General features: G+C 47.0%; 23 protein-coding genes and 1 riboswitch. Of the genes, 14 read left to right on the forward strand and 9 right to left on the reverse strand.

Features of this window, described 5'->3' with window-relative positions:
* On the reverse strand, positions 1-729 hold the full coding sequence (locus AB8599_RS04830; protein WP_407332644.1) for an SDR family NAD(P)-dependent oxidoreductase: 729 nt from the start codon (positions 727-729) through the stop codon (positions 1-3).
* 213 nt (positions 730-942) lie between these two features.
* Here AB8599_RS04830 and uvrB point away from each other — a divergent pair, with 213 nt between their 5' ends.
* The 3 genes from uvrB (at position 943) to AB8599_RS04845 (ending at position 5,071) form a co-directional block, all read left to right on the forward strand.
* Positions 943-2,958 carry an excinuclease ABC subunit UvrB gene (uvrB, locus tag AB8599_RS04835; RefSeq protein WP_407332645.1) on the forward strand — a complete coding sequence of 672 codons (2,016 nt, stop codon included), beginning with the start codon at positions 943-945 and terminating at the stop codon, positions 2,956-2,958.
* A gap of 303 nt (positions 2,959-3,261) precedes the next feature.
* Positions 3,262-4,704, forward strand: a complete 1,443-nt coding sequence (gene luxO, locus AB8599_RS04840; protein WP_407332646.1) for a quorum-sensing sigma-54 dependent transcriptional regulator LuxO — start codon at positions 3,262-3,264, stop codon at positions 4,702-4,704.
* A gap of 13 nt (positions 4,705-4,717) precedes the next feature.
* On the forward strand, positions 4,718-5,071 hold the full coding sequence (locus tag AB8599_RS04845; protein WP_407332647.1) for an Hpt domain-containing protein: 354 nt from the start codon (positions 4,718-4,720) through the stop codon (positions 5,069-5,071).
* On the opposite strand, the gene yvcK is transcribed toward AB8599_RS04845, so the two are convergent.
* Both yvcK and AB8599_RS04855 read right to left on the reverse strand, forming a co-directional pair.
* Positions 5,039-5,932 (reverse strand): uridine diphosphate-N-acetylglucosamine-binding protein YvcK, encoded by an 894-nt coding sequence (gene yvcK / locus AB8599_RS04850; protein ID WP_407332648.1) that lies wholly within the window; start codon positions 5,930-5,932, stop codon positions 5,039-5,041. The two genes, AB8599_RS04845 and yvcK, sit on opposite strands and share 33 nt — an antisense overlap.
* 171 nt (positions 5,933-6,103) lie before the next feature.
* On the reverse strand, positions 6,104-6,670 hold the full coding sequence (locus AB8599_RS04855) for an LON peptidase substrate-binding domain-containing protein (RefSeq protein WP_407332649.1): 567 nt from the start codon (positions 6,668-6,670) through the stop codon (positions 6,104-6,106).
* 501 nt (positions 6,671-7,171) lie between these two features.
* Positions 7,172-7,307, forward strand: a riboswitch (molybdenum cofactor riboswitch).
* On the opposite strand from AB8599_RS04855, the gene moaA reads away from it, so the two are divergent.
* The 5 genes from moaA to moaE all read left to right on the forward strand — a co-directional run bounded on the left by moaA (position 7,297) and on the right by moaE (position 10,001).
* Entirely contained in the window at positions 7,297-8,283 is a 987-nt protein-coding gene (gene moaA / locus AB8599_RS04860) for a GTP 3',8-cyclase MoaA (RefSeq protein WP_407332650.1), read from the forward strand. It overlaps the preceding riboswitch by 11 nt.
* Before the next feature lie 37 nt (positions 8,284-8,320).
* The gene (moaB, locus tag AB8599_RS04865) at positions 8,321-8,833 is read left to right on the forward strand and encodes a molybdenum cofactor biosynthesis protein B (RefSeq protein ID WP_407332651.1); all 513 of its coding nucleotides are present in this window, start codon (positions 8,321-8,323) and stop codon (positions 8,831-8,833) included.
* A 3-nt stretch (positions 8,834-8,836) separates the two neighbouring features.
* Positions 8,837-9,316 carry a cyclic pyranopterin monophosphate synthase MoaC gene (moaC, locus tag AB8599_RS04870; RefSeq protein WP_407332652.1) on the forward strand — a complete coding sequence of 160 codons (480 nt, stop codon included), beginning with the start codon at positions 8,837-8,839 and terminating at the stop codon, positions 9,314-9,316.
* On the forward strand, positions 9,313-9,558 hold the full coding sequence (gene moaD / locus AB8599_RS04875) for a molybdopterin synthase sulfur carrier subunit (protein WP_407332653.1): 246 nt from the start codon (positions 9,313-9,315) through the stop codon (positions 9,556-9,558). The genes moaC and moaD overlap by 4 nt, the downstream gene beginning before the upstream one ends.
* 2 nt (positions 9,559-9,560) lie before the next feature.
* Entirely contained in the window at positions 9,561-10,001 is a 441-nt protein-coding gene (gene moaE, locus AB8599_RS04880; RefSeq protein ID WP_407332654.1) for a molybdopterin synthase catalytic subunit MoaE, read from the forward strand.
* Positions 10,002-10,111: 110 nt separating this feature from the next.
* On the opposite strand, the gene AB8599_RS04885 is transcribed toward moaE, so the two are convergent.
* A complete protein-coding gene (locus AB8599_RS04885) occupies positions 10,112-12,634 on the reverse strand; it encodes a glycosyl hydrolase family 18 protein (protein WP_407332655.1) in 2,523 nt (840 codons plus the stop codon).
* 837 nt (positions 12,635-13,471) lie between these two features.
* Here AB8599_RS04885 and AB8599_RS04890 point away from each other — a divergent pair.
* From AB8599_RS04890 to oppF, 6 genes are all read left to right on the forward strand, one after another.
* A complete protein-coding gene (locus tag AB8599_RS04890) occupies positions 13,472-13,630 on the forward strand; it encodes a hypothetical protein (protein ID WP_407332656.1) in 159 nt (52 codons plus the stop codon).
* Positions 13,631-14,267: 637 nt separating this feature from the next.
* Entirely contained in the window at positions 14,268-15,908 is a 1,641-nt protein-coding gene (locus AB8599_RS04895) for an ABC transporter substrate-binding protein (RefSeq protein ID WP_407332657.1), read from the forward strand.
* Between the two features lie 72 nt (positions 15,909-15,980).
* Positions 15,981-16,901, forward strand: a complete 921-nt coding sequence (oppB, locus tag AB8599_RS04900) for an oligopeptide ABC transporter permease OppB (protein WP_407332658.1) — start codon at positions 15,981-15,983, stop codon at positions 16,899-16,901.
* Between the two features lie 13 nt (positions 16,902-16,914).
* Positions 16,915-17,826, forward strand: coding sequence for an oligopeptide ABC transporter permease OppC (gene oppC / locus AB8599_RS04905; protein ID WP_407333180.1), 912 nt, complete (start codon positions 16,915-16,917; stop codon positions 17,824-17,826).
* Between the two features lie 9 nt (positions 17,827-17,835).
* Positions 17,836-18,801: an ABC transporter ATP-binding protein gene (locus tag AB8599_RS04910; protein WP_407332659.1), complete on the forward strand. Its 966-nt coding sequence runs from the start codon at positions 17,836-17,838 to the stop codon at positions 18,799-18,801.
* Positions 18,801-19,796: a murein tripeptide/oligopeptide ABC transporter ATP binding protein OppF gene (oppF, locus tag AB8599_RS04915; protein WP_407332660.1), complete on the forward strand. Its 996-nt coding sequence runs from the start codon at positions 18,801-18,803 to the stop codon at positions 19,794-19,796. Before AB8599_RS04910 ends, oppF begins: the two co-directional genes overlap by 1 nt.
* An 81-nt stretch (positions 19,797-19,877) precedes the next feature.
* Here the strand turns inward: oppF and AB8599_RS04920 are convergent, their stop codons facing one another.
* The 5 genes from AB8599_RS04920 to AB8599_RS04940 all read right to left on the reverse strand — a co-directional run bounded on the left by AB8599_RS04920 (position 19,878) and on the right by AB8599_RS04940 (position 25,015).
* Positions 19,878-21,011 carry a JmjC domain-containing protein gene (locus AB8599_RS04920; protein ID WP_407332661.1) on the reverse strand — a complete coding sequence of 378 codons (1,134 nt, stop codon included), beginning with the start codon at positions 21,009-21,011 and terminating at the stop codon, positions 19,878-19,880.
* A gap of 120 nt (positions 21,012-21,131) precedes the next feature.
* Positions 21,132-22,502, reverse strand: coding sequence for an adenylosuccinate lyase (purB, locus tag AB8599_RS04925; protein ID WP_407332662.1), 1,371 nt, complete (start codon positions 22,500-22,502; stop codon positions 21,132-21,134).
* Positions 22,503-22,523: 21 nt separating this feature from the next.
* Positions 22,524-23,144 (reverse strand): high frequency lysogenization protein HflD, encoded by a 621-nt coding sequence (gene hflD / locus AB8599_RS04930; protein WP_407332663.1) that lies wholly within the window; start codon positions 23,142-23,144, stop codon positions 22,524-22,526.
* A 13-nt stretch (positions 23,145-23,157) separates the two neighbouring features.
* Positions 23,158-24,270 (reverse strand): tRNA 2-thiouridine(34) synthase MnmA, encoded by a 1,113-nt coding sequence (gene mnmA, locus AB8599_RS04935; RefSeq protein WP_407332664.1) that lies wholly within the window; start codon positions 24,268-24,270, stop codon positions 23,158-23,160.
* Positions 24,271-24,355: 85 nt separating this feature from the next.
* Positions 24,356-25,015: a pseudouridine synthase gene (locus AB8599_RS04940; protein WP_407332665.1), complete on the reverse strand. Its 660-nt coding sequence runs from the start codon at positions 25,013-25,015 to the stop codon at positions 24,356-24,358.
* Positions 25,016-25,169 lie beyond the last annotated feature (154 nt).

A 25,169-nucleotide genomic window follows, 5' to 3' on the forward strand; every position in this document is an offset into this window, starting at 1 on the left:
TTATTGCGCCGTGTAGCCGCCATCAACGGCATGTAAGCTGCCGGTAATGAAACTGGCTTTGTCGCTGGCCAAGAACACGACAAGGTTTGCGATTTCTTCAGGCTGAGCAATACGACCGAGTGGCTGAAGGTTCCCTTCTTCTTTATGTATTTCGTTTTTATCAGCGCCAGAGCGAGCACAATAGTTGTCGATGGCTCTGTGATAGAGCGGGGTTTCCGTTGTACCCGCGCAGACAGCATTGGCGCGAATATTGTATTTGGCGTAATCCAGCGCGGTGGTTTTTGCCATGGAAGCAATAGCATGCTTACTGAGGTTGTATGCAAAGGAGTTGGTCTTTGCGATGGTGCATTGATCGGAACCCAGCAAAACAATGCTGCCTTTGTTGGCCGCTTTCATGGTTGGCAAGCAAGCGCGAATAGCATGGTATGCGCCTTTTACATTGATAGAGAAGACGCGGTCTAAGTCAGCTTCGCTGGTGTTTTCAATGGTTGAGCTAAAATGAATGCCAGCATTGCATACCAGTGCATCAATAGTGGCTTCTTGCGTGGCCACTTTCTCAATGGCACGGTTCACGGCGTTAGGGTCGGTAACATCACATTCCACCCAATGTCCTGATGGCCCTTGTTGAAGGTCCAAACTATACGCGGTGTAACCTTCTGCGATGAAGCCCTCAACCACTGCACGGCCAATACCTGCTGACCCACCTGTAATTACTGCCACTTTGTTCATTTTATTCCTCAATGCTGAGTGGAAACCGCTACGCATTGTTTCCATTGCTTATGACAGAGATGATCAGCGGCTTACCCAAGGATGTCAACTGACTCAAGGTCTTGCCATGGGTAAAAGAAAGTGAAGGAAATGGGTTTGTCAGCGCTTTGTCAGTTGACTTAGTTCAGCCAGAGCGGAAAATGAACGGTTCGAGTTACTAGCCACGGATGCGTCATGGGTAAAACCTTTAACTTACATTCTCCTTTTAAACCTGCGGGTGATCAGCCTGCTGCTATCAATCAATTGCTAGAAGGTTTGGATTCGGGAATTGCGCACCAAACCTTGCTCGGTGTGACTGGCTCAGGCAAAACTTACACCATGGCCAATGTGATCGCCCAAACGGGGCGACCTACGATGATCCTTGCGCCCAACAAAACGCTGGCGGCTCAACTCTATGGGGAAATGAAAGAATTTTTCCCAGAGAACGCAGTTGAGTATTTCGTTTCTTATTACGATTACTACCAGCCAGAGGCTTATGTTCCTTCGACGGACACCTTCATAGAAAAAGATGCGTCGATTAATGAGCATGTAGAGCAAATGCGCCTGTCTGCCACTAAAGCGTTGTTGGAAAGGCGAGATGTGGTCATCGTTGCATCAGTCTCAGCCATCTATGGTCTTGGTGACCCAAACTCGTACCTCAAAATGATGCTCCACTTACGTCGTGGCGACATGATTGATCAACGCGCTATTTTACGACGTCTTGCAGAGATCCAATATAGCCGAAACGATCAGGCGTTTACCCGCGGTACGTTCCGTGTTCGAGGGGAAGTCATTGATGTTTACCCTGCGGAATCTGATCGCGACGCGATTCGCGTTGAGTTGTTTGATGGTGAAGTGGAATGCATCAGCGTGTTCGATCCGTTGACTGGGGCTATTTCTGAACGCGATTTGCCGCGTTGTACCATCTACCCTAAAACGCATTACGTCACGCCGCGTGAGCGCATTATGGAAGCCATCGAACACATCAAAGTTGAGTTGGTTGATCGTAAAAAAGTGCTGCTCGAAAACAATAAATTGATTGAAGAGCAGCGAATTTCGCAGCGTACCTTGTTTGATCTCGAAATGATGCAAGAGTTGGGGTATTGCTCCGGTATTGAAAACTACTCGCGCTATCTCAGTGGTCGCAATGATGGTGAGCCGCCTCCGACCTTATTTGATTATTTACCCGCTGATGGCCTTTTGATCATTGACGAGTCTCACGTCACGGTGCCGCAAATTGGCGCTATGTATAAAGGGGACCGATCGCGTAAAGAGAACCTTGTAGAATACGGGTTTAGATTGCCGTCAGCACTTGATAACCGCCCAATGAAGTTTGATGAGTTTGAATCCATCGCACCACAGACGGTTTATGTGTCAGCGACGCCAAGTGCGTATGAAATTGACAAGTCAGATGGGGAAGTTGCTGAACAAGTTGTCAGGCCGACAGGGTTGTTAGACCCTGAGATAGAAGTCCGTCCGGTTGCGACGCAAGTGGACGATCTTCTGTCTGAAATTCGCATCAGAGAAGCCATACAAGAACGCGTATTGGTGACAACATTGACGAAGCGTATGGCGGAAGATTTGACGGAATACCTGGAAGAGCACGGGGTACGTGTGAGGTATTTGCACTCTGACATCGATACAGTGGAACGTATCGAGATCATTCGCGATCTGAGGCTTGGTAAGTTCGATGTGTTAGTCGGCATTAACTTGTTGCGTGAAGGCTTAGATATGCCAGAAGTGTCGCTGGTGGCCATTTTGGATGCGGATAAAGAAGGCTTCTTGCGTTCAGAACGATCGCTTATTCAAACAATTGGTCGTGCAGCACGTAATCTAAATGGTAAGGCGATACTCTATGGCGATAAAATCACGGGTTCTATGCGTCGCGCTATCGATGAGACAGAGCGGCGTCGTGAAAAGCAGCAAGCTTACAATGTTGAGCATGGCATTGTGCCGCAGAAGCTCAATAAGAAAGTGGCTGATATCATGGAAATCGGTGGTAAGCGCAAGCCAAGAGTGTCATCTTCGCTGAAAGCCGTTGCAGAAGAAGACGCGGCTTACGCGAGCAAGTCACCGCAGCAAATTGAGGCGCGTATTCAGAAGCTTGAAGCGCAAATGTATGAAGCAGCTCAAAACCTAGAGTTTGAAACCGCAGCGGGTCTTCGTGATGAAATATCAACGTTGCGAACCTTGTTCATTCAAAACAGCTAAAAAAAAAGCCAACCGTAAAAAGTCGGTTGGCTGTCTTGTTTCAGTGAACGAAGAGCTCACAAACAACGTCAGTTGGCTAGGTGACCCAGAAGGGTCGTATTATTAAAAGCATTTACCGTGCCAACTTTTATTGATGCGTGATAGCGTATTCTTTCTTGATTCAGCGTAGTGTAATTGCAATTTCTTTTGCAAAATGCAATGCAAAACGCATGTGTTTTGCACTGTTATTAAAATTGAGCGTTATACTTGGAACAGAATTTTCAATTTCAAGAACATTTTTTGGGGATTTATGGCGAGGGTTCAATGCTAGATTCTGGCGCCAAAAAACGCGTACTGATGGTGGAAGACACCGCATCAGTGGCTGCATTATATAAGTCCTATCTCAACCCATTGGATGTTGATGTTGAGATAGCAAGCACAGGCCAACAAGCGCTTGACTATTTTTCTTCAGGGCACACATTCTCACTGATCTTGCTGGATCTGCGTTTGCCGGATATTTCTGGTTTTGACGTGCTTTCGGAGATCAGAAAGCATCAACCTGAGATCCCTGTTGTTATTATGACAGCGCATGGCTCAATTGATGCTGCGGTTGAAGCATTGCGTTATGGTGCGAGCGATTTTCTTATCAAGCCATGTGAAGCCGATCTTCTTCGGGTTACTGTCAATAACGCGCTGAAACCAAAGAGTAAAACGAGCGGGCAGACGCCAGAAGGCTCATACTATGGCTTCATAGGCCACAGTGTGCCAATGCAAGCGGTATATCGTGTTATCGACTCAGCGGCACCAAGTAAGGCGACAGTGTTCATCACCGGTGAAAGCGGCACAGGTAAAGAAGTGTGTGCTGAGGCGGTACATGCGGCAAGTTCTCGTGCCAAAAAGCCTTTTGTTGCCATCAACTGTGCGGCAATTCCAAAAGACTTGATCGAGAGCGAGCTGTTTGGTCACATGAAAGGTGCCTTTACTGGTGCGGCTTCAGAGCGTGAAGGCGCGGCAGAATTGGCGGATGGCGGAACCTTGTTTCTTGATGAAATCTGCGAGATGGATTTAGATCTTCAATCTAAACTACTGCGTTTTATCCAAACGGGTACCTTCCAAAAAGTAGGCTCCTCGAAAGTTAAACAAGTTGATGTCCGCTTTATCTGTGCGACGAACCGAGACCCTTGGGTTGAGGTGACAAAAGGTAATTTCAGAGAAGATCTCTACTACCGTTTGCATGTTATTCCTTTGGGATTGCCACCACTGCGTGAGCGTGGTGATGATGTTGTTGATATTGCTGAATCGCTATTGCTGATGTTTGCAATGGAGGAAGGCAAAGACTTTCGTTCATTCAGCGAGGGCGTTATCCAGCGTCTCCTCAGTTATGAATGGCCGGGTAATGTCCGCCAGTTACAGAATGTCATTCGTAATATTGTCGTATTGCACAACGGGCGAGAAGTCACAGAACAAATGCTTCCGCCTCCGCTTTCACTTGTTTCTGGTGTCAAAATTGCATCTAGCACTCCAATAAGAAGTGCTCAGACAGCAGTCGAGCAGATGAGTGATGGTGGTTTCCCTGCTGCAACAGCGATGTTGAAGCAAGGCGTCACGAGTAAATCTGATATCGAACCCCTATGGTTGGTTGAGAAAAGAGCAATACAAATTGCGATTGATGCCTGCGATGGCAACATCCCTCAAGCCGCTGGTCTACTCGAGGTTAGTCCATCTACCATCTATCGTAAGCTGCAGAGTTGGCAAGAATCACAATAAAAGGAATATGCATATGGCGTCCATGGTGAATCATGAAACGCTGCGGCGGCTAGCAGTTGAAGTAGGCGAAGAGACGGTATCTTCGCTTCTGGTGGTGTTTAGCGATGAGTTAAGCCGTTATTCAGATGAGTTGTCTGAAACGCCCAGCGTGATGCAGGTACGCGAAATTAGCCATGCAATCAAAAGCAGTGCAGCGAGCTTTGGTGCTGATGAATTGGCAGAGCTTGCTCGTGAATGTGAATCACGCGTTAAATTGGGCCAAGATTCATGGGTTCACGAGCAGCTTCCGCGTTTGACTTCTATGCTCCAAGGCACCGCTTCGCAATATAAAGCGTTAGCTGTCCAACAAGATCTTTTTGATCGATAGAGACAATTTGTCTCTATCGTGTCGCCACTGGTGGTTGGCGGACGCCATGTCCTCAACCACCTGCTGATACCCCTTATCGACGTTGTCATCAATATCTGGGCCAAGAACTAGGTCAATGGTTCGCCCACCCATTGAGCGTTCACACCATGTCAGCATTGTCTGCAGAGACATTGAGCCAGCCGGTCCAGCTTCTTTTCCTAGATTGCGTACAAACACCACTTTCGCGTTCGTCTGCTTTAGCGCTCGACTGATTTCAGGCAGCAAGAGCGGTGGCATGATACTGGTGAGGAAACTGCCAGGGCCAAGTATGACTAGATCCGCCTCGTTAATGGCCGATACGGCTTCTTTTGTTGCTGGGACAACAGGTTCGAGCATTAATCTCGCTGGTGGCTCTGGCAAATCATCAACATCGGTTTCGCCTGAAATCACTTGTCCTGATCGGGTTTGTGCGGCGAGATCTGCTGGATGTTCAGACATGGGCACAATGTTGGTGGACACTTTTAACATGTCACGAATGAGGTTGATGGCTTCAAGTGGTCGAATGGACAGGTTATCCAATGCCGTGAGCATTAGGTTTCCCAGATTATGACCGTCTAACTCACCGTTCCCTCTGAATCGATATTCGAAAATCATCGAGCCAATAGAAGGCTCAGTAATTAACTGATTAATACAGTTTCGTGTGTCCCCCCAAGCTATACCACCTTGACAGGCGCGTATCCTGCCCGTTGATCCGCCATTATCTGTGGTGGTAACGATGCCAGTGACATCTTCACCGTATTCACTTAGCGCGGATAACATGCGTCCTAGACCATGCCCACCGCCGATCGCTACGATTGTTGGTTTTGTTTTATTCTTCGTCATCGCTTGAAATAATTCTCTATTGTCTACAGCAATAGTAAGGCATGGATCGTAAAAGCGTCACATTCTTCTGTGTTTGATTAATTATTTTGAATTTTTGATCACGTAACGCGTAAAAAAAAGCCAGAACGTGTCTGGTCTTTTCTGTCGGATGTCTTGAAAACAGTGTTTTTCTTAGTGGGGGTCTTTCATCAAACTCAGCAGGTATTCAGCGGTATCGCTGCATGAGTTCGCTGCCATTAACACTTGCTTCTCACTGGCAGGTATCGGCAAAAGTTCAAGCCAACGTTGACACAACCAGCTTAGATTTTCGAAATTGGGGGCTTTGTGCAACGAGCTCAGTTCTGGGTAACGTTCAAACATGATCTGCAAACGTTCTGCTAAAGGAGCGGCGTCATTGCTAACCGCGCGTTCAGGCCACTTGGGTAGAGCTTGGCACTGGGCTTCGATAACCCCTGAGTCATTTTCTTTGATACTGTCGATCACAAAGCTTTCGTGGCCGCAAACAGTAATGGTTAATGCGCCATCTTCGTTAGCCATATTGAAATCTTCAATTGTCACTCTTGTGCCGATCCCTGCCCCAATCGGGCTGGTTTCATCCATGCAAACGCCAATGTCCAACCCGTTTTGCATGGCATATTTCACTGTTTTCAATTGTTCCCCTGGCACCACACGAAGTGGAAGTCGTCCAGAAGGTAAGATATGGCGGTTGTTAAACAGGATTGGTAGTGTAATTGCCATCGTGAGCTCCCGGTCATATGCAGCGCGCTTTTATGTATTGGCTTTGTGCCTCTACGCTGCTCATTATTTTTAATATCGGAACTGCTTAGATACCCGTGTCTTTCAATCCATAGTGCAAATTCAATGCCCACACGACAAACACTGTTTTTAAGCATAGCATCGCTGATAATTTGCAAATTGCATTTCAAAATTGCGAATTTTTGAAATCAAAATGCTAACGATTCTCTGATGCCATACTCTATAGAGTGTAAGCTCACTTTCACGACAATGATCGATAAAGTGGTTATCTCTTTTGAAGAGACACAAGAATTGTCACTGCATAGATTGAGAACAGATTGTGCTTTATGGTTGTGTGTTGGGTCTGTTTGTGTTTTGAGACGGTAAGCATTTAGTTATCAAGCCATCGCTTCAAAGCAAAATTGGAGGTCATTCCTTGTTACCGAATGACATAGTTTGCTAAATTAACGAGTAATGCTTGAGGTGGCACATGAAATGCCCCTCGCACGTAAATAACTCCGAAGCCTAGTTCGCTAAGTTCACCTGAATAAGGGGATTAGGCCGTGACAGTATGTCACCAGGGCGGTCATAGAAATGTGCCCGTCTCCCGTATTTGGAAAGGTGTTTTTGTGGCTGTTCAATTTCAAGATTCTTTCGATCGCAAATTTTACTATTTGCGATTGTCTATTACTGATGTCTGTAACTTTCGGTGTACCTATTGTTTGCCGAATGGATACAAACCCAATCAGAAGAATTCAGGCTTTCTTTCCCTTGGCGAGCTGCGTCGAGTGGTTGCGGCGTTCGCGGATTGTGGAACGTCCAAGGTTCGTATAACCGGTGGCGAGCCGTCTTTGCGAAAAGATTTTACTGACATCATTGCCATGATTGCTGAGCAAGATGGCATCGAAAAAGTGGCGATGACGACAAACGGCTATCGTTTGGCGAAAAATGCTCAGGAATGGCGTGATGCAGGCCTGACTAACATTAATGTCAGCATTGATAGCTTAGATCCTCGCATGTTTCATCAAATCACGGGTGAGAACAAATTTCACCAAGTGATGAAAGGGCTTGATGCCGCTTTCGATGCTGGTTTTGAGCAAGTGAAGGTGAACGCGGTTCTGCTCAAAGATCTCAACAGTGGTGAACTGCCAAGCTTCTTAAGCTGGATAAAGGATAAGCCCATTCAGTTGCGATTTATCGAGTTGATGCAAACGGGCGATATGGACTCTTTGTTCGAGCGACATCATCAATCAGGTGTGTCTATTCGCAACCATCTGATTGCGAATGGCTGGATAATGAAAGTTCGTGAACAAAGCGACGGGCCTGCTGAAGTCTATTGTCATTCCGATTACGTTGGTGAGATTGGCCTCATCATGCCTTACAAGAAAGATTTCTGTCATTCATGCAATCGCCTACGTGTTTCAGCGTTGGGCAAGCTTCATATGTGCCTGTTTGGCGACTATGGCGTTGAGTTGCGTGATTTGTTGCAAGACAATTCGCAGGAAGCAGAATTGATTGCACGCATTCAAGGCCAACTTGCTAACAAAAAACAAAGCCATTTTCTTGACCAGGGGCACACGGGCATGACCCCGCACCTGGCATCCATTGGCGGCTAACGCTGTCTTAGAATTATTTCGTTGAGGTTCAAATTTTATGGGTCACGCTGTTACTGAATTTACACCGGCTAAGATTGCGGTTCTGACTGTTTCAGATACTCGTACCGAGGAAAATGACACATCGGGTCAATTCCTGGCGGATGCGTTAAAAGAAGCCGGGCATACATTGGCTGATAAGAAAATCGTTATTGATGACATTTATCAAATTCGTTCAATCGTGTCGCAGTGGATCGCTGATCAAAATGTACAGGCCATCATGATCACTGGCGGTACAGGTTTTACATCTCGCGATAGCACGCCAGAAGCCATCAAGCCGCTTTTCGATAAAGAAGTCGAAGGTTTTGGCGAGTTGTTCCGCGCTATTTCTTTTCAAGAAATAGGAACATCCACCATCCAATCTCGCGCCATTGCAGGTTTTGCCAACCATACGGTGATTTTTGGTATGCCAGGGTCAACGGGCGCTTGCCGCACGGGTTGGAATGGCATTATCAAGCAGCAACTTGATGCAAGCCACCGTCCTTGTAACTTCATGCCGCATTTGGGCCAATAAACCATGACTGGATTTACACATATTAACGCGTCGGGCGAAGCCAACATGGTGGATGTGTCTGACAAATCGGAAACAGTGCGAGAAGCACGAGCTGAAGCTTATGTCGATATGGCGCAAGCCACTCTCGAGCTCATCGTGTCTGGTAAGCACCACAAAGGCGATGTATTTGCTACGGCGCGAATTGCTGGCATTCAAGCGGCGAAGCGCACATGGGATTTGATTCCGCTTTGTCATCCATTGATGCTTTCGAAAGTAGAAGTGTCATTGGAAGCGTTACCGGAAACATCACAGGTACGCATTGAATCGTTGTGTAAATTGACAGGTAAAACGGGCGTGGAAATGGAAGCATTGACTGCGGCTTCTGTGGCGGCGTTGACCATTTACGATATGTGTAAAGCGGTGCAAAAAGACATGGTTATTGGGCAAGTACGTTTGCTTGAGAAAACCGGCGGTAAATCAGGACACTTTAAGGTGGAACAATGATCCAAGTGCTTTTCTTTGCTCAGGTTAAAGAACTGGTGGGAACCGGATCCTTAGCACTTGATGAGGAGTTCTCTTCTGCTGAAGATATTCGCCAATATCTTGCGGCGAAAGGAGACAAGTGGTCATTAGCGTTAGAGTCTGGAAAGTTGCTGGTGGCAATCAATCAAACTATTTCTGATTTGTCATCTCCAGTAAAAGACGGTGATGAGGTTGCTTTTTTCCCACCGGTTACAGGGGGCTAAGCGTGATTTCTGTTCAGCAAGAAGATTTCTCACTCGCCGAGGAATATCAGCGTCTCAATAGTAGTGACAGTGATGGCGCTATCGTGACCTTTATTGGCAAAGTGCGCGACATGAACCTCGGTGACAATGTCACTGGATTGACGCTCGAGCATTATCCGGGAATGACAGAAAAGTCGCTGAACGAGATTGTGCTTCAAGCGAAACAACGCTGGCCTTTGACACATGTGCGTGTGATCCACCGTGTTGGCGCATTGAATATTGGCGATCAGATCGTTTTTGTTGGCGTGACCAGTGCTCACCGTAACGCAGCGTTTGAAGCGTGTGAGTTCATCATGGACTATTTGAAAACACGCGCGCCTTTTTGGAAGAAAGAGCGTTTGAGTGATGATGAGCGCTGGGTGGAAGCGCGCAAAAGTGATGATGCGGCTGCCGATCGTTGGTAGGGCTTAATGCCGGGCTTATAAGCGCGCCTAATAAGACAGACAAAAATAAAGGGATGCAGATGCATCCCTTTTTACGTTTAGATGTTAGCGCTATGGACTACGCGAAGAGATTAGCCGCAGTTTGCTGCACCCAGTTCCTTCCATACGCCCCAAGGCCCAGTTGTGCCTGGCTCTTCATTGGTTGTCCACCACTTGGCCGAGTACTCTTTGCCATTGCGAGTCACAACATCACCAGAAGTGTAGATTACGCCTTCAGACCATCCGTTCGGACAATTCACGATAGGCTCATCTTTTGCAACAACAACAGATACGCTAGCACTGTCAGTGAGTTTTCCATCAGATACAGTTACTGAGAAAGTTAATGTCGTATCGACGGAATAGCTGTCTGCAGTAAATGTCAGGCTTGAACCGTTTTGAGTCGCTTGAACACCCGCTGGCACATCCCATGTGTAGGTGAGTGCGTCGTTATTCGCATCACTTGACCCACTAGCATCAACCAAGACAACATCACCTGCTTTCGCTGACGATTGTGCAGTAACGACTGCTACAGGCGCCTCGTTAGTTGGTTCTGTAACGCCTTGTGCTTTTGCCACCACTGTTACAGCGTCAGCAGCGGTAGCGCCGTCGTTGTCAGTCACTGTCAGTGTGAACACAAACAATGTATCAGCCGTTACTGCTGGAATATCAGCAGAAGCAGAAACCGCGCTTGCGTCAGTCAGTGAAACCGTTGGGCCGCTGGTTTGTTTCCAACTGTAGGCGACAACCTGACCATCTACATCTGAAGATGCAGAACCATTCAGAGTGACCGAACCAGCATTGTTTACGGTAACATCGACGCCAGCGTTAGCGACGGGAGCTTTGTTACGTGGTGGCTGTGTGGCACCGTTAGCAAGCGACTCTTGCATTGCATTAAGAATATCGCCGTTATCCGCGTCGATTTCCCAAGCAAATAGACCTGCGAAGTTGTTTTGACGAACATATGCGCCTTTCGCCATCACGGAGCGTTTATTGTCATAAGTCACTAGGTCACCGTTTGATGGATCCCAAGCCCAAGGTGCTTCAGCCTGCTCGTCATAACCCAAAACAACACCAGCTTTGTTTTCAAACTTGGTAACGACATCTTTGTAGTCAATAACACCCGCTTCCCAAGAGCCTGCGACTTTACCATTACCAACACCTGTCATAGGGTTAGTTGGATCAGACATGCTAGCTTCGGTCACTCCTGTCCAGCCGCGGCCGTACATGGCGGCACCAACGACCAGTTTCTCTGCAGGTACACCTTTTGCCAATAGGAGGTCAATACCGTTTGCAGTGGTATAAGCTGGGCCTTTACGTGGCTTGCCTTCAGCATCTACGCCTTTACCCGCACACTCGTCAGCTGACATGTGGCTGCCACAGTACAGTGCTGCTTGATGGCCAACTACGTTGTTCCAACCGCCGTAGTAGTCATAGGTCATGGCAAAGATGTAGTCCATGTAAGGTACAGCATCGACGTAGTTCACATCTTCAATCTTATCGTAACCGACACCGACTGCAGATGTTAGCTCGTAAGTACGGCCTGTTTCAGCTGTCAGCTCATCCAACATGGCGCGAAGTTCTTGCATGAGGACAGCATAGGTATCGCCATCTTTTGCCGGATCGCCAAGGTTAGGGTTAGCGCCAGAACCGCCTGGGTACTCCCAGTCAATGTCTACACCATCGTAGAATTTCCACGTTTGAAGAAAGCGCTTAACCGAAGCAACGAATTTGTCACGTTTGGTTTTGTCGCCAAATTCATAGAATGGGTCAGACAGTGTCCAACCACCAATAGAAGGCAGGATTTTAAGATCAGGGTAACGCTGTTTCAGCGCCATGATCTGACCATACGTGCCTTTGTATGATGAAGAGTAGCTTTGTCCCGATTGCGGGTGTGGCATTTGCACTGCGGCCCATGGATCGTGTATCACGACTTCGTAGTCAGGCAAGCCAGCACAAGCGCGGTTAAGCGCTGCAAGAGGGCCATCGTCAAGAGAAGGGTTGTTACCACAAATTGGAACGAAGCCATAAATGATGTGTGTAAGATTTTGTGCCGGGATTTTATCAACCGCAAATTTACGACCGTAAACGCCCCATTCGACGAAGTATGCACCGACCACAGTGTCTGGAGGCGTCGTGTAGTTGCCGTTGTTTGGATCAACGTTCATTGGGAGAGGATCTAGGTGACTACCGTCCGTGTCGGCTACAACGATTTGCTTAGGCGCGCTTTGAGAACACGCTTGGGCTGGCCCAGTACCGCTGCATAGTTCAACCACCATGTCGTACTTGCCGCCCTTGGCAACTTGAAGTACGGCAGATTCTTTTTGACTTGCAGAAGGTGTGACGCTCGCTTCATACACAACTTCGCCGTTTAGCAGTACACGCCACGACTCTGCGGGGTCGCCGGACCAACGGTCCCAAGAAACAGGGACCTCGGCAAAAGGTTTCACTTTAACGAGATCTTTGTATGCCGTGGCGGCGTCGTTCACTTCAATGATGGCGAAATTGGTTTCACCCCATCCAATGATCGGTGCACCGGGTGCAGCTATGACAGGGGCTGATATTGCCCCAGCCACGGAGGCGGCAAGCAGCCCCTTTAGAAAAGCCGTTTTGTTCATCTTTATATACCTCGAAAATTTATTGCGAGAATTAACTATTCAGCGCATGAATGTGAGTCAATCTTCGTTAACCCTATTCAGATATTTGTTCTTAAAGACAAATTAGGCAAAATTGATGAGAGATCTTTTAGAGGTAGAAGCGATATCCTGATAACACTCCCGTTACATTGCGGTTATTTTTTCTACAGCAAGTCACACTTATTGTTCTTTGTGAAGTAAGTGGCAGCTATCTCAATATGCAGGAATGTGGAATGTATAAAACAAAAAAATGGCCTCTCAGATGAGAGGCCATTCATTAAAGTGATTTGTTGTGATTCAGCGGTTTACTTTTGCTTTTTCTTCGCTTGCTGGTTTTTGTTTCCCAGCAGGAATATAGCCATGTCGTACGCGAGAACACAGAGGTCTAGATTGTGAGCCAGCGGGTCTCATTGATGATCGTCTCTTTAGTTATTTGTTGGTCATAATGTGTATTGCGCTACTGCATGCACCTCTGTGCCGAAAAATCGAATCGTTACATGGGTACAGAGATATACTGCGCAAAAATTAAGACTTTCACAATTGAATCTGCGTCACATTTACAGTCGGAATGAATAAATTCTAACCAGCATTTTTTTTATTCCATATTGTTATTAAAATGTCCGAATAGACACTTTCCTTGTGTAAACAAGAGCATGATGTGGTTGGGGTCTCATTGTGTCAAAACTGCATCAGGCACTCCCTTGAGCTTTGCTACACTTTTTATACCCAAGCAACTTCAAGGTGCTTGTTCTGCGACAAATTCGCATATGCACAAGCTGTATCTGTGCCTGAGCGGTAATATCAATCAGGAGGATTCCAATGGGACATAGACGTATCAGCAACAAAAAAATGAAGCAAATGATGCACGATATTATGCCGGACGATGCACAACAGGCTAAAGACGATTCGCTTGTTGAAGGGAAAGCAGCCAAGAGCCGAGATCAGGCTCCTATCAAACTTGAACATGAGCAAAAATAATACGGCAGCATAGTCTCGCATTAGTCTTCGTGACTACTAGCAATTGATATAGAAAAGCCAGCGGGCACATCGCTGGCTTTTTTGTGTCTGCGTATTAATTGTATTTTCATGATTTAATTACATAAAACAGCGAATTGAAAACATTAAGAAAATGTAAATTGTCGTCCAACATCCCATAATAAAGGCGAATAACTATACCTGTAGCCTAATCCCCCTTTATTGTTAGTGGTTATTTATTCGTTTTTATTGGATTAATAATCAGTTATATATATCTAAACTACCGCAGATAATCGAATTATGTTGTGAAAGTTACCGTTAACAACCAATTTAAATGCTTATAAATTGTCCTTTTAGGGTTTTTTGTGCAATTTTCCACTTTCTACTGACTCAACATTGAAGTATCCGTTCAACTGCATTCATAGATGTGGTTTAAAGTGCTGGTTTTGGTTTGTTTGTTAGATGCATGTGACTTTTTTTTCCTATTTTGTGGCAAATTAATTTGATGCTTGGTAATGTTCCAAGCAATTCTCCGCCGTTTACTCAAGTTTTGATGTGAATTGAGACTTGGTTTTTTTCTCGATTTAAGCGTGCCGGAGAGTGTCATGGATGCAAGCAAAGGATAAATTGGAGTATCTGCATGTATAAGAACAAAATCACTCAGGCGTTATTACTTGGCGCTGGTCTAACGGTTTCCGCTACCTCTTTCACTGCAACAGCTGTTGAAGTGCCAGCGGGCACAAAACTCGCTCCTGTTCAAGAACTGGTTCGCGGTAACGGTACTGAAGTTGCCTCGCTTGACCCGCATAAAGTAGAAGGTGTGCCAGAAGCTCACGTTTTGCGTGATTTGATGGAAGGTCTAGTTATTCAAGATGCTGTCGGCAATACCATCCCAGGTGTTGCAGAATCTTGGTCAACGGATGACAACCAGACCTTCACATTTAAAATCCGCAAAGATGCAAAGTGGTCAAATGGCGACCCTGTTACCGCTTATGACTTCGAATACAGTTTTAAGCGCGCGGTAGATCCAAATACAGCATCGCCTTACGCGTGGTATATCGAAAAAACCCAGATGAAGGGTGCGAAAGATATTATTGCTGCGAAAAAGCCAGTTGAAGAACTGGGTGTTAAGGCGGTCGATGCCCAAACGCTCGTTGTTGAAACTGAAGTGCCTCTTCCTTATTTCGTGAAGATGATGGCGCACACCACCATGTATCCTGTACACAAAGCGACGGCAGAAAAATTTGGTGATGCGTGGACTAAACCTGAAAACTTTGTGAGCAACGGTGCTTATCAGCTAACTGACTGGGTTGTTAACGAAAAAATTGTCTTGTCGCGTAACGAAAATTACTGGGACAACAAAGACACGGCTATCGATAAAGTTACCTTCCTGCCGATCGAAAACCAAAATGCGGAAATGAACCGTTTCCTTTCTGGTGAAATAAACATTACTTATGAAGTGCCGAATGAGCAGTTCCGTCGCTTGAAGAAAGAATATCCGCAAAATGTGGTTGTTTCGCCGAACCTATGTACTTATTACTACGGCTTTAATACCCAAAAAGCGCCGTTTGATGATGCACGCGTTCGTAAAGCGCTGTCTTACTCAATCGATCGCGATATTGTTTCCAATGCAATTTGGGGGCAAGGCCAAACACCTGCATATGCTCTGACTCACAGTGGTATTACTGGTTTCACACCTGATGCACCAGAATATGCTGGTATGACTCAGAAGCAACGTGTTGAAAAAGCGAAAGAGCTTTTGACAGAAGCTGGTTTTGGTAAGGGTAACCCACTTGATTTTACCCTGCTTTACAACACCAGTGAAAACCACAAGAAAACGGCTGTTGCGATTCAGTCCATGTGGAAAAAATCGCTGGGTAATTTTGTGAACGTGACCTTGGAAAACCAAGAGTGGAAAACGTACTTAGACAACAGTAAGCAGGGCAACTTTGATGTGCGTCGTGCAGGCTGGTGTGCTGACTATAACGAAGCGTCATCTTTCCTTGCGATAGCAAAAACTGATAACGGCTCGAATGATCAGAAGTACTCCAGTGCCATTTTTGATAAAGCCATGAACGATGCTGTCAATCTAGCCAAAACGGAAGCTGAGCGTAATGGTTATTACGCAATCGCTGAAGCTCAATTGGCGAAAGACATGCCAATTGCTCCTATTTTCCAATATGTTCAGCCTCGCTTGGTTGCAACAAATGTAGGTGGCTATCCAGACAAGAACCCTCAAGACAATATCTACACCAAAGATATGTTCATTATCGCAGAATAATAACAGGGTCGTTCCATGCGTCTGTGGGCTCTCCACAGGCGCATGTGTTTTTAAGCATATGTGGGATGCTTTATGTTTAGATTGATTTTTACTCGTACGTTAGAAGCAATACCAACCTTGCTGGTATTGATCACGATTTCGTTTTTCTTGATGCGTTTTGCACCAGGAAACCCTTTCTCCTCTGAAAAGACGCTGCCTCCGCAGGTCATGGAAAACATCAATGCAAAATACGGACTTGATAAGCCCGTATTTGAGCAATACACCACGTATTTAGGGAATATTCTGCAAGGCGATTTTGGCCCTTCATTCAAATATAAAGATTATACAGTGAATGAGTTGGTTGCTACGGCCTTGCCTGTTTCAGCAAAAGTGGGCTTCTATGCGTTTCTTCTGACTGTAGTCGTTGGTGTGACTATCGGCACCATTGCTGCGCTGCGGCAAAACAGTTGGGTCGATTATCTCATCATGTCTACGTCCATGTTTGGCGTGGTGTTGCCTTCCTTTGTTTTGGCGCCCGTGCTGATTTATATCTTTTCTATCGGATTGGGTTGGTTCCCCGCTGGTGGCTGGAATGGCGGCGCCATTGAATTCATGATCCTGCCAATCCTTGCGATGTCTTTTCTTTATATCGCCACCTTTGCCCGTATTACACGTGGCAGCATGATCGAAACCTTGAACAGTAATTTTATCCGTACTGCAAAAGCCAAGGGCTTGAGCATGAGCTACATCGTGGTGAAGCATGCGCTACGTCCTGCAATGCTGCCAGTGGTGTCTTACATGGGCCCAGCATTTGTCGGCATCATTACGGGTTCTGTTGTTATTGAAACCATTTTCGGTCTTCCTGGCATTGGTAAGTTGTTTGTTAACGCCGCCTTCAACCGTGACTATTCATTGGTGATGGGCGTGACCATTCTGATTGGTACGCTGTTTATCATATTTAACGCCATTGTGGATATTTTGCTGGCGTGGCTAGACCCGAAGATTCGTTATTGAGGTTTGAATTATGCTGTTAAAAAGAGAAGAAAATAACGAAGCTATCGACAACTTTTCTGCCCAACTTGAAGTAGAAGGTCGCAGCTTGTGGCAAGACGCGCGTATTCGTTTTATGCGCAATAAAGCGGCAATGACGAGTCTGGCGATTTTGGCATGTATCACCTTGTGGGTGATTGTGGGTCCATTTTTCGCAACCTATGCATTTGATGATACGGATTGGTATGCCATGCATGCCGCGCCGTCATTGGGCCCCGAAGGGCACATTTTTGGTACGGACGCATTAGGCCGTGATATTTATGTGCGTACGCTAGTTGGTGGCCAAATCTCCTTGATGGTTGGTTTGATGGGCGCCTTTGTTGCAGTACTGATTGGTACCGTTTACGGTGCTGCTTCTGGTTATATTGGTGGTCGTACAGACCGCGTCATGATGCGTATTCTGGAAATCTTGAACGCAATTCCATTTATGTTCTTGGTGATCGTTCTCGTGACGTTTTTTGGTCGAAACATCGTGCTGATCTTTGTTGCCATTGGTGCGATAGCTTGGCTAGACATGGCGCGTATTGTTCGTGGACAGACGTTGAGCTTGCGTAACAAAGAGTTTATTGAAGCGGCCCATGTCTGTGGTGTTAGCACGCGCAACATTATCCTCCGTCATATCATTCCGAACGTGCTAGGTATCGTTGCCGTTTATTCAACGCTGCTTATCCCAAGTATGATTTTGATTGAATCCTTCCTCAGCTTCTTGGGCTTGGGTGTACAAGAGCCAATGACAAGTTGGGGTGCATTGCTGCAAGAAGGTTCTCAAACCATGGAACTGGCTATTTGGCAGTTGGCATTCCCAACCCTGTTCATGGTAACCACACTGTTGTGTTTCAACTATGTGGGTGATGGTCTGCGTGACGCGCTAGATCCTAAGGATCGATAAGGAGGAAGTATGAGCCTATTAGATGTTAAAGATCTACGTGTAGAATTCAAAACCCAAGATGGTTCTGTTACCGCAGTTAACGACCTGAACTTTTCACTCGAGCGTGGCGAAACGCTGGGCATTGTGGGTGAATCTGGGTCTGGTAAAAGTCAGACTGTGTTTGCGATCATGGGTCTGCTTGCGAAAAACGGTGTTATTAAAGGCAGCGCAAAATTTGAAGGAAATGAAATTCTTAATCTGCCAGAAAAAGCACTGAACAAGATTCGTGCTGAGCAGATTGCGATGATTTTCCAAGATCCCATGACGTCGCTTAATCCGTATATGAAAGTCAGCGATCAGCTGATGGAAGTATTGATGCACCATAAGGGCATGGGTAAAACAGAAGCATTTGAAGAATCTGTTCGCATGCTGGAAGCGGTGAAAATCCCTGAAGCACGCAAACGTATTACCATGTATCCTCACGAGTTTTCCGGCGGCATGCGCCAGCGTGTGATGATTGCGATGGCGTTGCTATGTCGTCCAAAGCTGTTGATTGCCGATGAACCGACAACGGCGTTGGACGTGACGGTTCAGGCACAGATCATGGATTTGCTCAACGAGCTGAAATCAGAGTTCAACACCGCGATTATCATGATCACGCACGATCTGGGTGTGGTTGCGGGTTCGTGTGACAAAGTGCTGGTGATGTACGCGGGGCGTACCATGGAGTACGGCAACGTGGATGAGATTTTCTACAAGCCAAGTCACCCCTATACCGAGGGCTTGTTAAGAGCTATTCCTCGCTTGGATGTGGAAGGCGATGTGCTGCCAACCATTCCTGGTAATCCACCAAACTTATTGAAACTGCCACCAGGCTGTCCGTATCAAGATCGCTGTCATCGTGTTTCTACTCGCTGTAAGAGTGAGTCACCGATTCTGACGCCATTTGCTGACGGTCGTCTTCGTGCGTGTTTTTCTGATCAGGGGACGTGGTAATGGGTGTGATGGACAAAAAACTACTGCTTGATATTGAAGACCTCAAAGTGCATTTCAATATTGCATCAAAATCGCTGTTACCTTGGGCCAAGCCTTCTGTTCTGAAAGCGGTCGATGGTGTGAACATAAAACTGTACGAAGGGGAGACTCTTGGTGTGGTTGGCGAATCTGGTTGCGGAAAATCAACCTTTGCACGCGCTGTCATCGGTTTGGTGGAAGCCACAGAAGGCCAAGTTGTGTGGTTGGGGCAAGACCTGACCAAGCTGGGCGGCAATGATTTGCGTGAAAAGCGCAAAGAAATTCAAATGATCTTCCAAGATCCATTGGCCTCACTGAATCCACGTATGACTATCGGTGACATTATTGCTGAGCCGCTGAAAACTTTCTATCCAGAGTTATCCAAGGATGAAGTGAAGCAGCAAGTCCAAGCGATGATGACGCGCGTAGGCTTACTGCCCAACGTGATTAACCGCTACCCGCATGAATTTTCAGGTGGTCAGTGTCAGCGTATTGGTATTGCACGCGCGCTGATATTGAAACCTAAATTGGTTATTTGTGATGAGCCGGTATCCGCGCTGGATGTGTCGATTCAGGCGCAAGTGGTGAACCTGCTGAAAGAACTGCAACAAGAGATGGGCCTGAGCCTAATCTTCATTGCGCATGACTTGTCAGTGGTGAAACACATTTCTGATCGCGTTTTAGTGATGTATTTGGGCAATGCTGTTGAGTTGGCAGAAGGCAAATCACTGTTTGATAACCCTCAGCACCCGTATACACGTGCATTGATGTCAGCGGTGCCGGTGCCTGACCCAATCAAAGAGCGCAACAAAAAAATCCAGCTGTTGGAGGGGGAATTACCCTCGCCAATGAATCCGCCATCAGGGTGTGTATTTCGAACGCGTTGCCCGCAAGCAACAGACGCATGTGCGCAAACAAAGCCAATGCTAAAAGGCTCGGATTATCACGCCGTGTCTTGTTTGCAGGTTCATTTATAACGTTTGACCTGAACAAATAACTAACCCACAAAAAAAGCCTTCCAACTGGAAGGCTTTGTTTTTATGTCTATTTAGCCGTGTTTAAGCTTGTGGGTACCAGTAACCTTGATTGCACAGGTCAAGCAAAAGGGCAAGGAGGGCAGGGTTGCTCGCCAGCTCGCCCAAGTCTTCGCCGGAAAACGCTTCCTGATCGCAAAGAAGTCGTGCCGCTGCTTCACAGCCTTCTGGTAATTCAATGGATTCACCATTGATAAACACTACCGACAAATCATTCTCGTGATACAAGGCTTTCATGCCAGACACTTTTTCTAGCACCATGTTATCTTCGATGAATTGGAACAGCTCATCTGCTTGCCAAGGTGGCTCTGCCGCCATGATGTCCAGTTCGTGGCGAGACTGGCTTAATTGCTCACCTAACCAGCGCGCTTTGATTTTTGGGTCGTTAATCAGCTTCATGAGCATGTCATTCAGCGCCTCAGATTCAGACGTTGGGATCATGCCGTGCTCATCACGAGTTTGTAGGTTCGGGTCATAGAAGTGGACGTCACCCAACTCATTGGTCAACACATAGTCCGCAAGACCACTTAGCAGTTCTTGTTTCTTCGGTGAGCGATAGCCGATTGAGTAGCTCATCGAGACATCAATGGTATTCCCTTCATGCGGGAAGCCCGGCGGGATATACAGAATATCGCCCGGCTCTAAAATCTCATCGATGATCGGGTCAAAGCCTTCGATTTGGCGCAAACCTGAATCATGGTTGGCATCTTTGTACTCGCCTTTTTCACCGACACGCCAGCGGCGCTTACCCATGCCTTGAGTAATGAACACATCATATTGGTCGATATGCGGGCCCACGCCACCATTTGGCATAGAGAGACAAATCATTACATCGTCAAACAACCAGTTTGGTAGCACACGGAATGGCTGAGCCAATTCGCGAAGCCCCGGATGCCAGTGGTTAGCCGCTTGAACGATCAACTGTGAGTGCGTGTCAGGAAAATCGTCAAAGCTTTCGAATGGGCCGTGCTGCGCTTTCCAATTGCCATCCAGATTCGTCACAAAGCGAGAATCGATTTCTTCTTCCATTGCCAGACCTGCTAGTTCATCAGGGCTAATGGGATCTTCAAAGTCGATAAAGCCGTTTTTGATCACAACCGGCTGTTTGTGCCAGTAGGTGGTAAGAAATTCGTTTAAGTCAAAATTTAGCTGATACATAGGATGTGCGCATTTTCTTTAAGTTAGGGGGGAGTATATACCCAAGCGCTTATGCGGGGCAGGATAGCGACAAAATAAAAAGCCCGCCAAAATAGCGGGCTTCTCTACAAGGGTGCTTAATTACAGCTGATCAGTCAGCTTAATCGCTTCACCAATGTAGTTGGCAGGTGTCATTTTCTTCAGACGAACTTTTTCTTCTTCTGGAAGATCAAGGCCATCAATGAATGAACGCATGCCTTCGCCGTCTACACGCTTACCGCGAGTCAGCTCTTTAAGTTTTTCGTATGGCTTTTCAATGCCGTAACGACGCATCACGGTTTGTACTGGCTCTGCCAATACTTCCCAGTTTTTGTCGAGTTCAGCTTCTAGCGCCGCTTGGTTAACTTCCAGCTTGCTGATGCCTTTTAAGGTAGAAGTGTATGCAATGATGGCATAGCCGACACCCACACCAAGGTTACGCAAAACGGTAGAGTCCGTTAGGTCGCGCTGCCAGCGAGAGATTGGCAGTTTCTGTGCCAAATGGCCAAATACAGCGTTGGCTAGGCCCAAGTTACCTTCAGAGTTTTCAAAGTCGATTGGGTTCACTTTGTGCGGCATGGTCGAAGAACCAATTTCGCCAGCAATGGTTTTTTGCTTGAAGTGACCCAGTGCGATGTAGCCCCAAACGTCACGGTCGAAATCGATCAGAATGGTGTTGAAACGCGCAACAGCATCAAACAGTTCAGCAATGTAATCGTGTGGTTCGATTTGTGTGGTGTAAGGGTTCCACGTCACGCCTAACGATTCAGTGATGAACTCTTCGCTGAATTTGTGCCAATCAACATCAGGGTAAGCTGACAGGTGAGCATTGTAATTACCCACTGCGCCGTTGATCTTCGCCAGAATCTCAACGTTTTCGATTTGCTTGTACTGACGCTCCATACGGTATGCAACGTTTGCCATCTCTTTACCCATGGTAGAAGGAGAGGCAGGTTGACCGTGAGTACGAGAAAGAAGCGGTATGTCGCGATATTCAACAGCTAGCGCTTTGATTGCATCAATCACATTGCGGATTTCTGGCAATAGCACTTGCTCGCGTGCTTCTTTCAGCATCAGAGCGTGAGACGTGTTGTTGATGTCTTCTGAGGTACACGCAAAGTGAATGAATTCATTCACTGCATGTAATTCGGCATTGTCAGCCACTTTTTCTTTCAGGAAATACTCAACCGCTTTTACGTCGTGGTTGGTGGTGCGCTCAATCTCTTTGATACGCATCGCATCGGCTTCGCTAAATTCTGCCGCGATTTTGTCCAGAATAGCGTTTGCTTCTGGGCTAAATGCCGGTACTTCCTTGATAGCATCTGTCGCTGCCAGTTTTTGCAACCAACGAACTTCGACGATTGTGCGGTACTTCAATAAGCCAAACTCACTGAAGATTGAACGCAACGCAATCGTTTTCGTTCCGTAACGGCCATCCACCGGTGAAACAGCTGTCAGTGCTGACAGTTCCATGGTCTCTCTCCTGAATTATTATTACGAATTTCGGGCTAAGATGATTTTGGCCTGCTCAATCATTTGTTTGCGGCCAAAGATAAGATGACGGCGTTTGCCGCCGACCTGACGCCACAACACGGCGCTGCGGATCCCAGAAAGCAGCAGGGCACGAACTTTATGCTGCACACCGGTTTGCTGCAATTGAGCGGGATTGCCAGTGACTTGGATACGAGGGCCTAAAGGGCTGATCGTATCAAGATACACACTGGCAAGATTGCTGATCATTTGATCATCAAGCAGGTCGAAATGTTGCACCTGACGCTGGATGTTTTCTAAGCGGTCAGACAGCTGTGCAAGGCTATCGCGACGGCCAGATAGCTTGCGCTCCAGCGCGAGCAGGTTAATGAGATAACGCGTAAGCTCGCTGCCACCAGGGCTATTATCGAGCTCGCTTATAAGGGTGTTTAAACCCACTGTGAGGTTTTCTTCACTGCCGAAAACCTCCAGTGTTGAAGCAGGGTTAGTGACAATAATACTCTTCAAGCTGGCGCTGAGTGCATCTGGGTCACAGCTACCTGTGCGCGATATTTCCTGCACCAGTTTGACGGATTGACAGATACTTGCGAACGCGATGGTTCGATCAAATAAAGTATTAGCCACTGACGATTGCTCCTTAAATTCGCTGCTCGATGATGCCACCACCTAGGCAAACATCACCGGAATAAAATACCGCGGATTGACCTGGTGTGACCGCTGCTTGCGGTTCATCAAAGATAACTTTGATTTGGTCTCCATCAATGGGCTCGATGGTACATGATATGTCTTGCTGGCGGTATCGCGTTTTTACGGTGCACTTCAATGGTTCGGTCATCGTTTTACGATCGACCCAATGCAGTTGACCGGCGATCAGGCCTGCTGAAAATAGACGAGGGTGATCATGGCCTTGTGCAACAATCAGCACGTTACGCTCTACGTCTTTATCGACGACATACCAAGCGGCTTCTAGGCCACCACCGCCTTTCTGACCACCAATGTGCAAGCCTTTTCGCTGACCTAATGTGTGATACATCAAACCTTGGTGCTCGCCGATAGCTTGCCCTTCAGTGGTTTCGATAACACCCGGTTGCGCGGGCAGATATTTCGCCAAGAAATCAGTAAATTTGCGCTCACCGATGAAGCAAATACCGGTTGAATCTTTTTTCTTTGCGGTGATCAGGCCTTGCTCTTCCGCAATGCGGCGTACTTCTGGTTTTTCCAGTTCGCCAACTGGAAACAGGCTGCGCGCAACTTGTTCGTGGCTCAACGTGTATAAGAAGTAGCTTTGGTCTTTATTGTTATCGACGCCACGGAGCATCTGAACCGTTTCGCCTTCCTGTGTAGGGAAGGTCCGGCGCACATAGTGACCCATTGCAATGTAATCAGCCTCAAGCACTTCATCGGCAAATTCCAAGAAGGCTTTGAATTTGATTTCTTTGTTACAAAGAATGTCTGGGTTTGGCGTGCGCCCGGCTTTGTATTCAGTCAGGAAGTGCTCAAAGACGTTATCCCAGTATTCAGCTGCAAAGTTGATGGTGTGCATCTCAATACCAAGCTTGTCACAAACGGCCTGTGCATCGGCCAGATCTTCCGCTGCCGAGCAGTACTCGTCGTTATCGTCTTCTTCCCAGTTTTTCATGAAAAGGCCTTCTACCTGATAGCCTTGTTGCTTCAGTAAATAGGCGGACACTGAGGAGTCGACGCCGCCGGACATACCGACAATAACTTTTTTGCTGCTGTTATCTGACATGACGAAATTTCTAGCTCCAATTAAATCGGTGGCAGAGTTTACCAGAATCCTTTACGCGGTTACAGATGGGATGTTAGTCACAGTTTCACTCGCGCGAAGGCGGTGAAACTTCTCGCCATTCACCAGGTTGCAGACCTTCAACGGTCCATCCTGCCATTTGATGACGCACCAAGCGTAACGTCGGGTGTCCAATGGCTGCTGTCATGCGACGAACCTGACGGTTTCGCCCTTCTTCTAATGTGATAGCGAGCCAAGTGGTCGGCACAGACGGGCGATGACGAATAGGCGGATTTCGCGGCCAAATCGCAGGCTCGTCCATCACTTCAACGCCTGCTGGCAACGTCCAACCGTCATTGAGTTCTACGCCCTCTCGAAGCTGTGCGATTGCTTCATCTGAGGGGACACCTTCTACCTGCACCCAGTAGATCTTGGGCGACTTGGATTTTGGCTGAGTCAGGCGAGCTTGTAAGATGCCGTCATTGGTCAGTACAAGCAGGCCTTCGCTGTCTTTGTCCAAGCGGCCAGCGGCATAAACATCTTTGACCGGAATAAAGTCCGCTAAAGTTGAATCATCGGGCTCGCCAGTGAACTGTGTCAGGGTGTTGAAAGGTTTATTAAATAGTATGACCTTTGTTGGCCCCTTAGGCTTTGCAGGTTTATCGGACCGACGGCGTGAAGTGCGTCGGAAATTAGGGTTTGAAGCGGACTTGTTCGCGCTTCTTTTCGATGTAGTTTTAAACGTCATGAAGTACTGTCAATCAGGTCTGGTAACAAATGAGACCTCCGTATTATACATGGAATAATGTGATTGGCGTGTTGCGGGATTTACAGTATTCTTTTGCTCGCATGTTATACCAAACAGAACAATTACCTGACGTGCTACATCAGACTGTTAGCTC

Origin of the sequence: Enterovibrio litoreus (genome assembly GCF_045679545.1) — a bacterium.
Classification (GTDB): Bacteria; Pseudomonadota; Gammaproteobacteria; order Enterobacterales; family Vibrionaceae; genus Enterovibrio.

What these genes read in the sequence shown, in the direction of transcription:
- AB8599_RS04890 (WP_407332656.1), top strand. Translation starts at nt 13,472, where the DNA reads ATGGGACATAGACGTATCAGCAACAAAAAAATGAAGCAAATGATGCAC.
- oppF (WP_407332660.1), top strand. Translation starts at nt 18,801, where the DNA reads ATGGGTGTGATGGACAAAAAACTACTGCTTGATATTGAAGACCTCAAA.
- moaB (WP_407332651.1), top strand. Translation starts at nt 8,321, where the DNA reads ATGGGTCACGCTGTTACTGAATTTACACCGGCTAAGATTGCGGTTCTG.
- AB8599_RS04940 (WP_407332665.1), bottom strand. Translation starts at nt 25,015, where the DNA reads ATGACGTTTAAAACTACATCGAAAAGAAGCGCGAACAAGTCCGCTTCA.
- AB8599_RS04910 (WP_407332659.1), top strand. Translation starts at nt 17,836, where the DNA reads ATGAGCCTATTAGATGTTAAAGATCTACGTGTAGAATTCAAAACCCAA.
- purB (WP_407332662.1), bottom strand. Translation starts at nt 22,502, where the DNA reads ATGGAACTGTCAGCACTGACAGCTGTTTCACCGGTGGATGGCCGTTAC.
- moaD (WP_407332653.1), top strand. Translation starts at nt 9,313, where the DNA reads ATGATCCAAGTGCTTTTCTTTGCTCAGGTTAAAGAACTGGTGGGAACC.
- oppB (WP_407332658.1), top strand. Translation starts at nt 15,981, where the DNA reads ATGTTTAGATTGATTTTTACTCGTACGTTAGAAGCAATACCAACCTTG.
- AB8599_RS04885 (WP_407332655.1), bottom strand. Translation starts at nt 12,634, where the DNA reads ATGAACAAAACGGCTTTTCTAAAGGGGCTGCTTGCCGCCTCCGTGGCT.
- uvrB (WP_407332645.1), top strand. Translation starts at nt 943, where the DNA reads ATGGGTAAAACCTTTAACTTACATTCTCCTTTTAAACCTGCGGGTGAT.
- AB8599_RS04855 (WP_407332649.1), bottom strand. Translation starts at nt 6,670, where the DNA reads ATGGCAATTACACTACCAATCCTGTTTAACAACCGCCATATCTTACCT.
- luxO (WP_407332646.1), top strand. Translation starts at nt 3,262, where the DNA reads ATGCTAGATTCTGGCGCCAAAAAACGCGTACTGATGGTGGAAGACACC.
- AB8599_RS04830 (WP_407332644.1), bottom strand. Translation starts at nt 729, where the DNA reads ATGAACAAAGTGGCAGTAATTACAGGTGGGTCAGCAGGTATTGGCCGT.
- yvcK (WP_407332648.1), bottom strand. Translation starts at nt 5,932, where the DNA reads ATGACGAAGAATAAAACAAAACCAACAATCGTAGCGATCGGCGGTGGG.
- AB8599_RS04845 (WP_407332647.1), top strand. Translation starts at nt 4,718, where the DNA reads ATGGCGTCCATGGTGAATCATGAAACGCTGCGGCGGCTAGCAGTTGAA.
- AB8599_RS04920 (WP_407332661.1), bottom strand. Translation starts at nt 21,011, where the DNA reads ATGTATCAGCTAAATTTTGACTTAAACGAATTTCTTACCACCTACTGG.
- moaC (WP_407332652.1), top strand. Translation starts at nt 8,837, where the DNA reads ATGACTGGATTTACACATATTAACGCGTCGGGCGAAGCCAACATGGTG.
- AB8599_RS04895 (WP_407332657.1), top strand. Translation starts at nt 14,268, where the DNA reads ATGTATAAGAACAAAATCACTCAGGCGTTATTACTTGGCGCTGGTCTA.
- mnmA (WP_407332664.1), bottom strand. Translation starts at nt 24,270, where the DNA reads ATGTCAGATAACAGCAGCAAAAAAGTTATTGTCGGTATGTCCGGCGGC.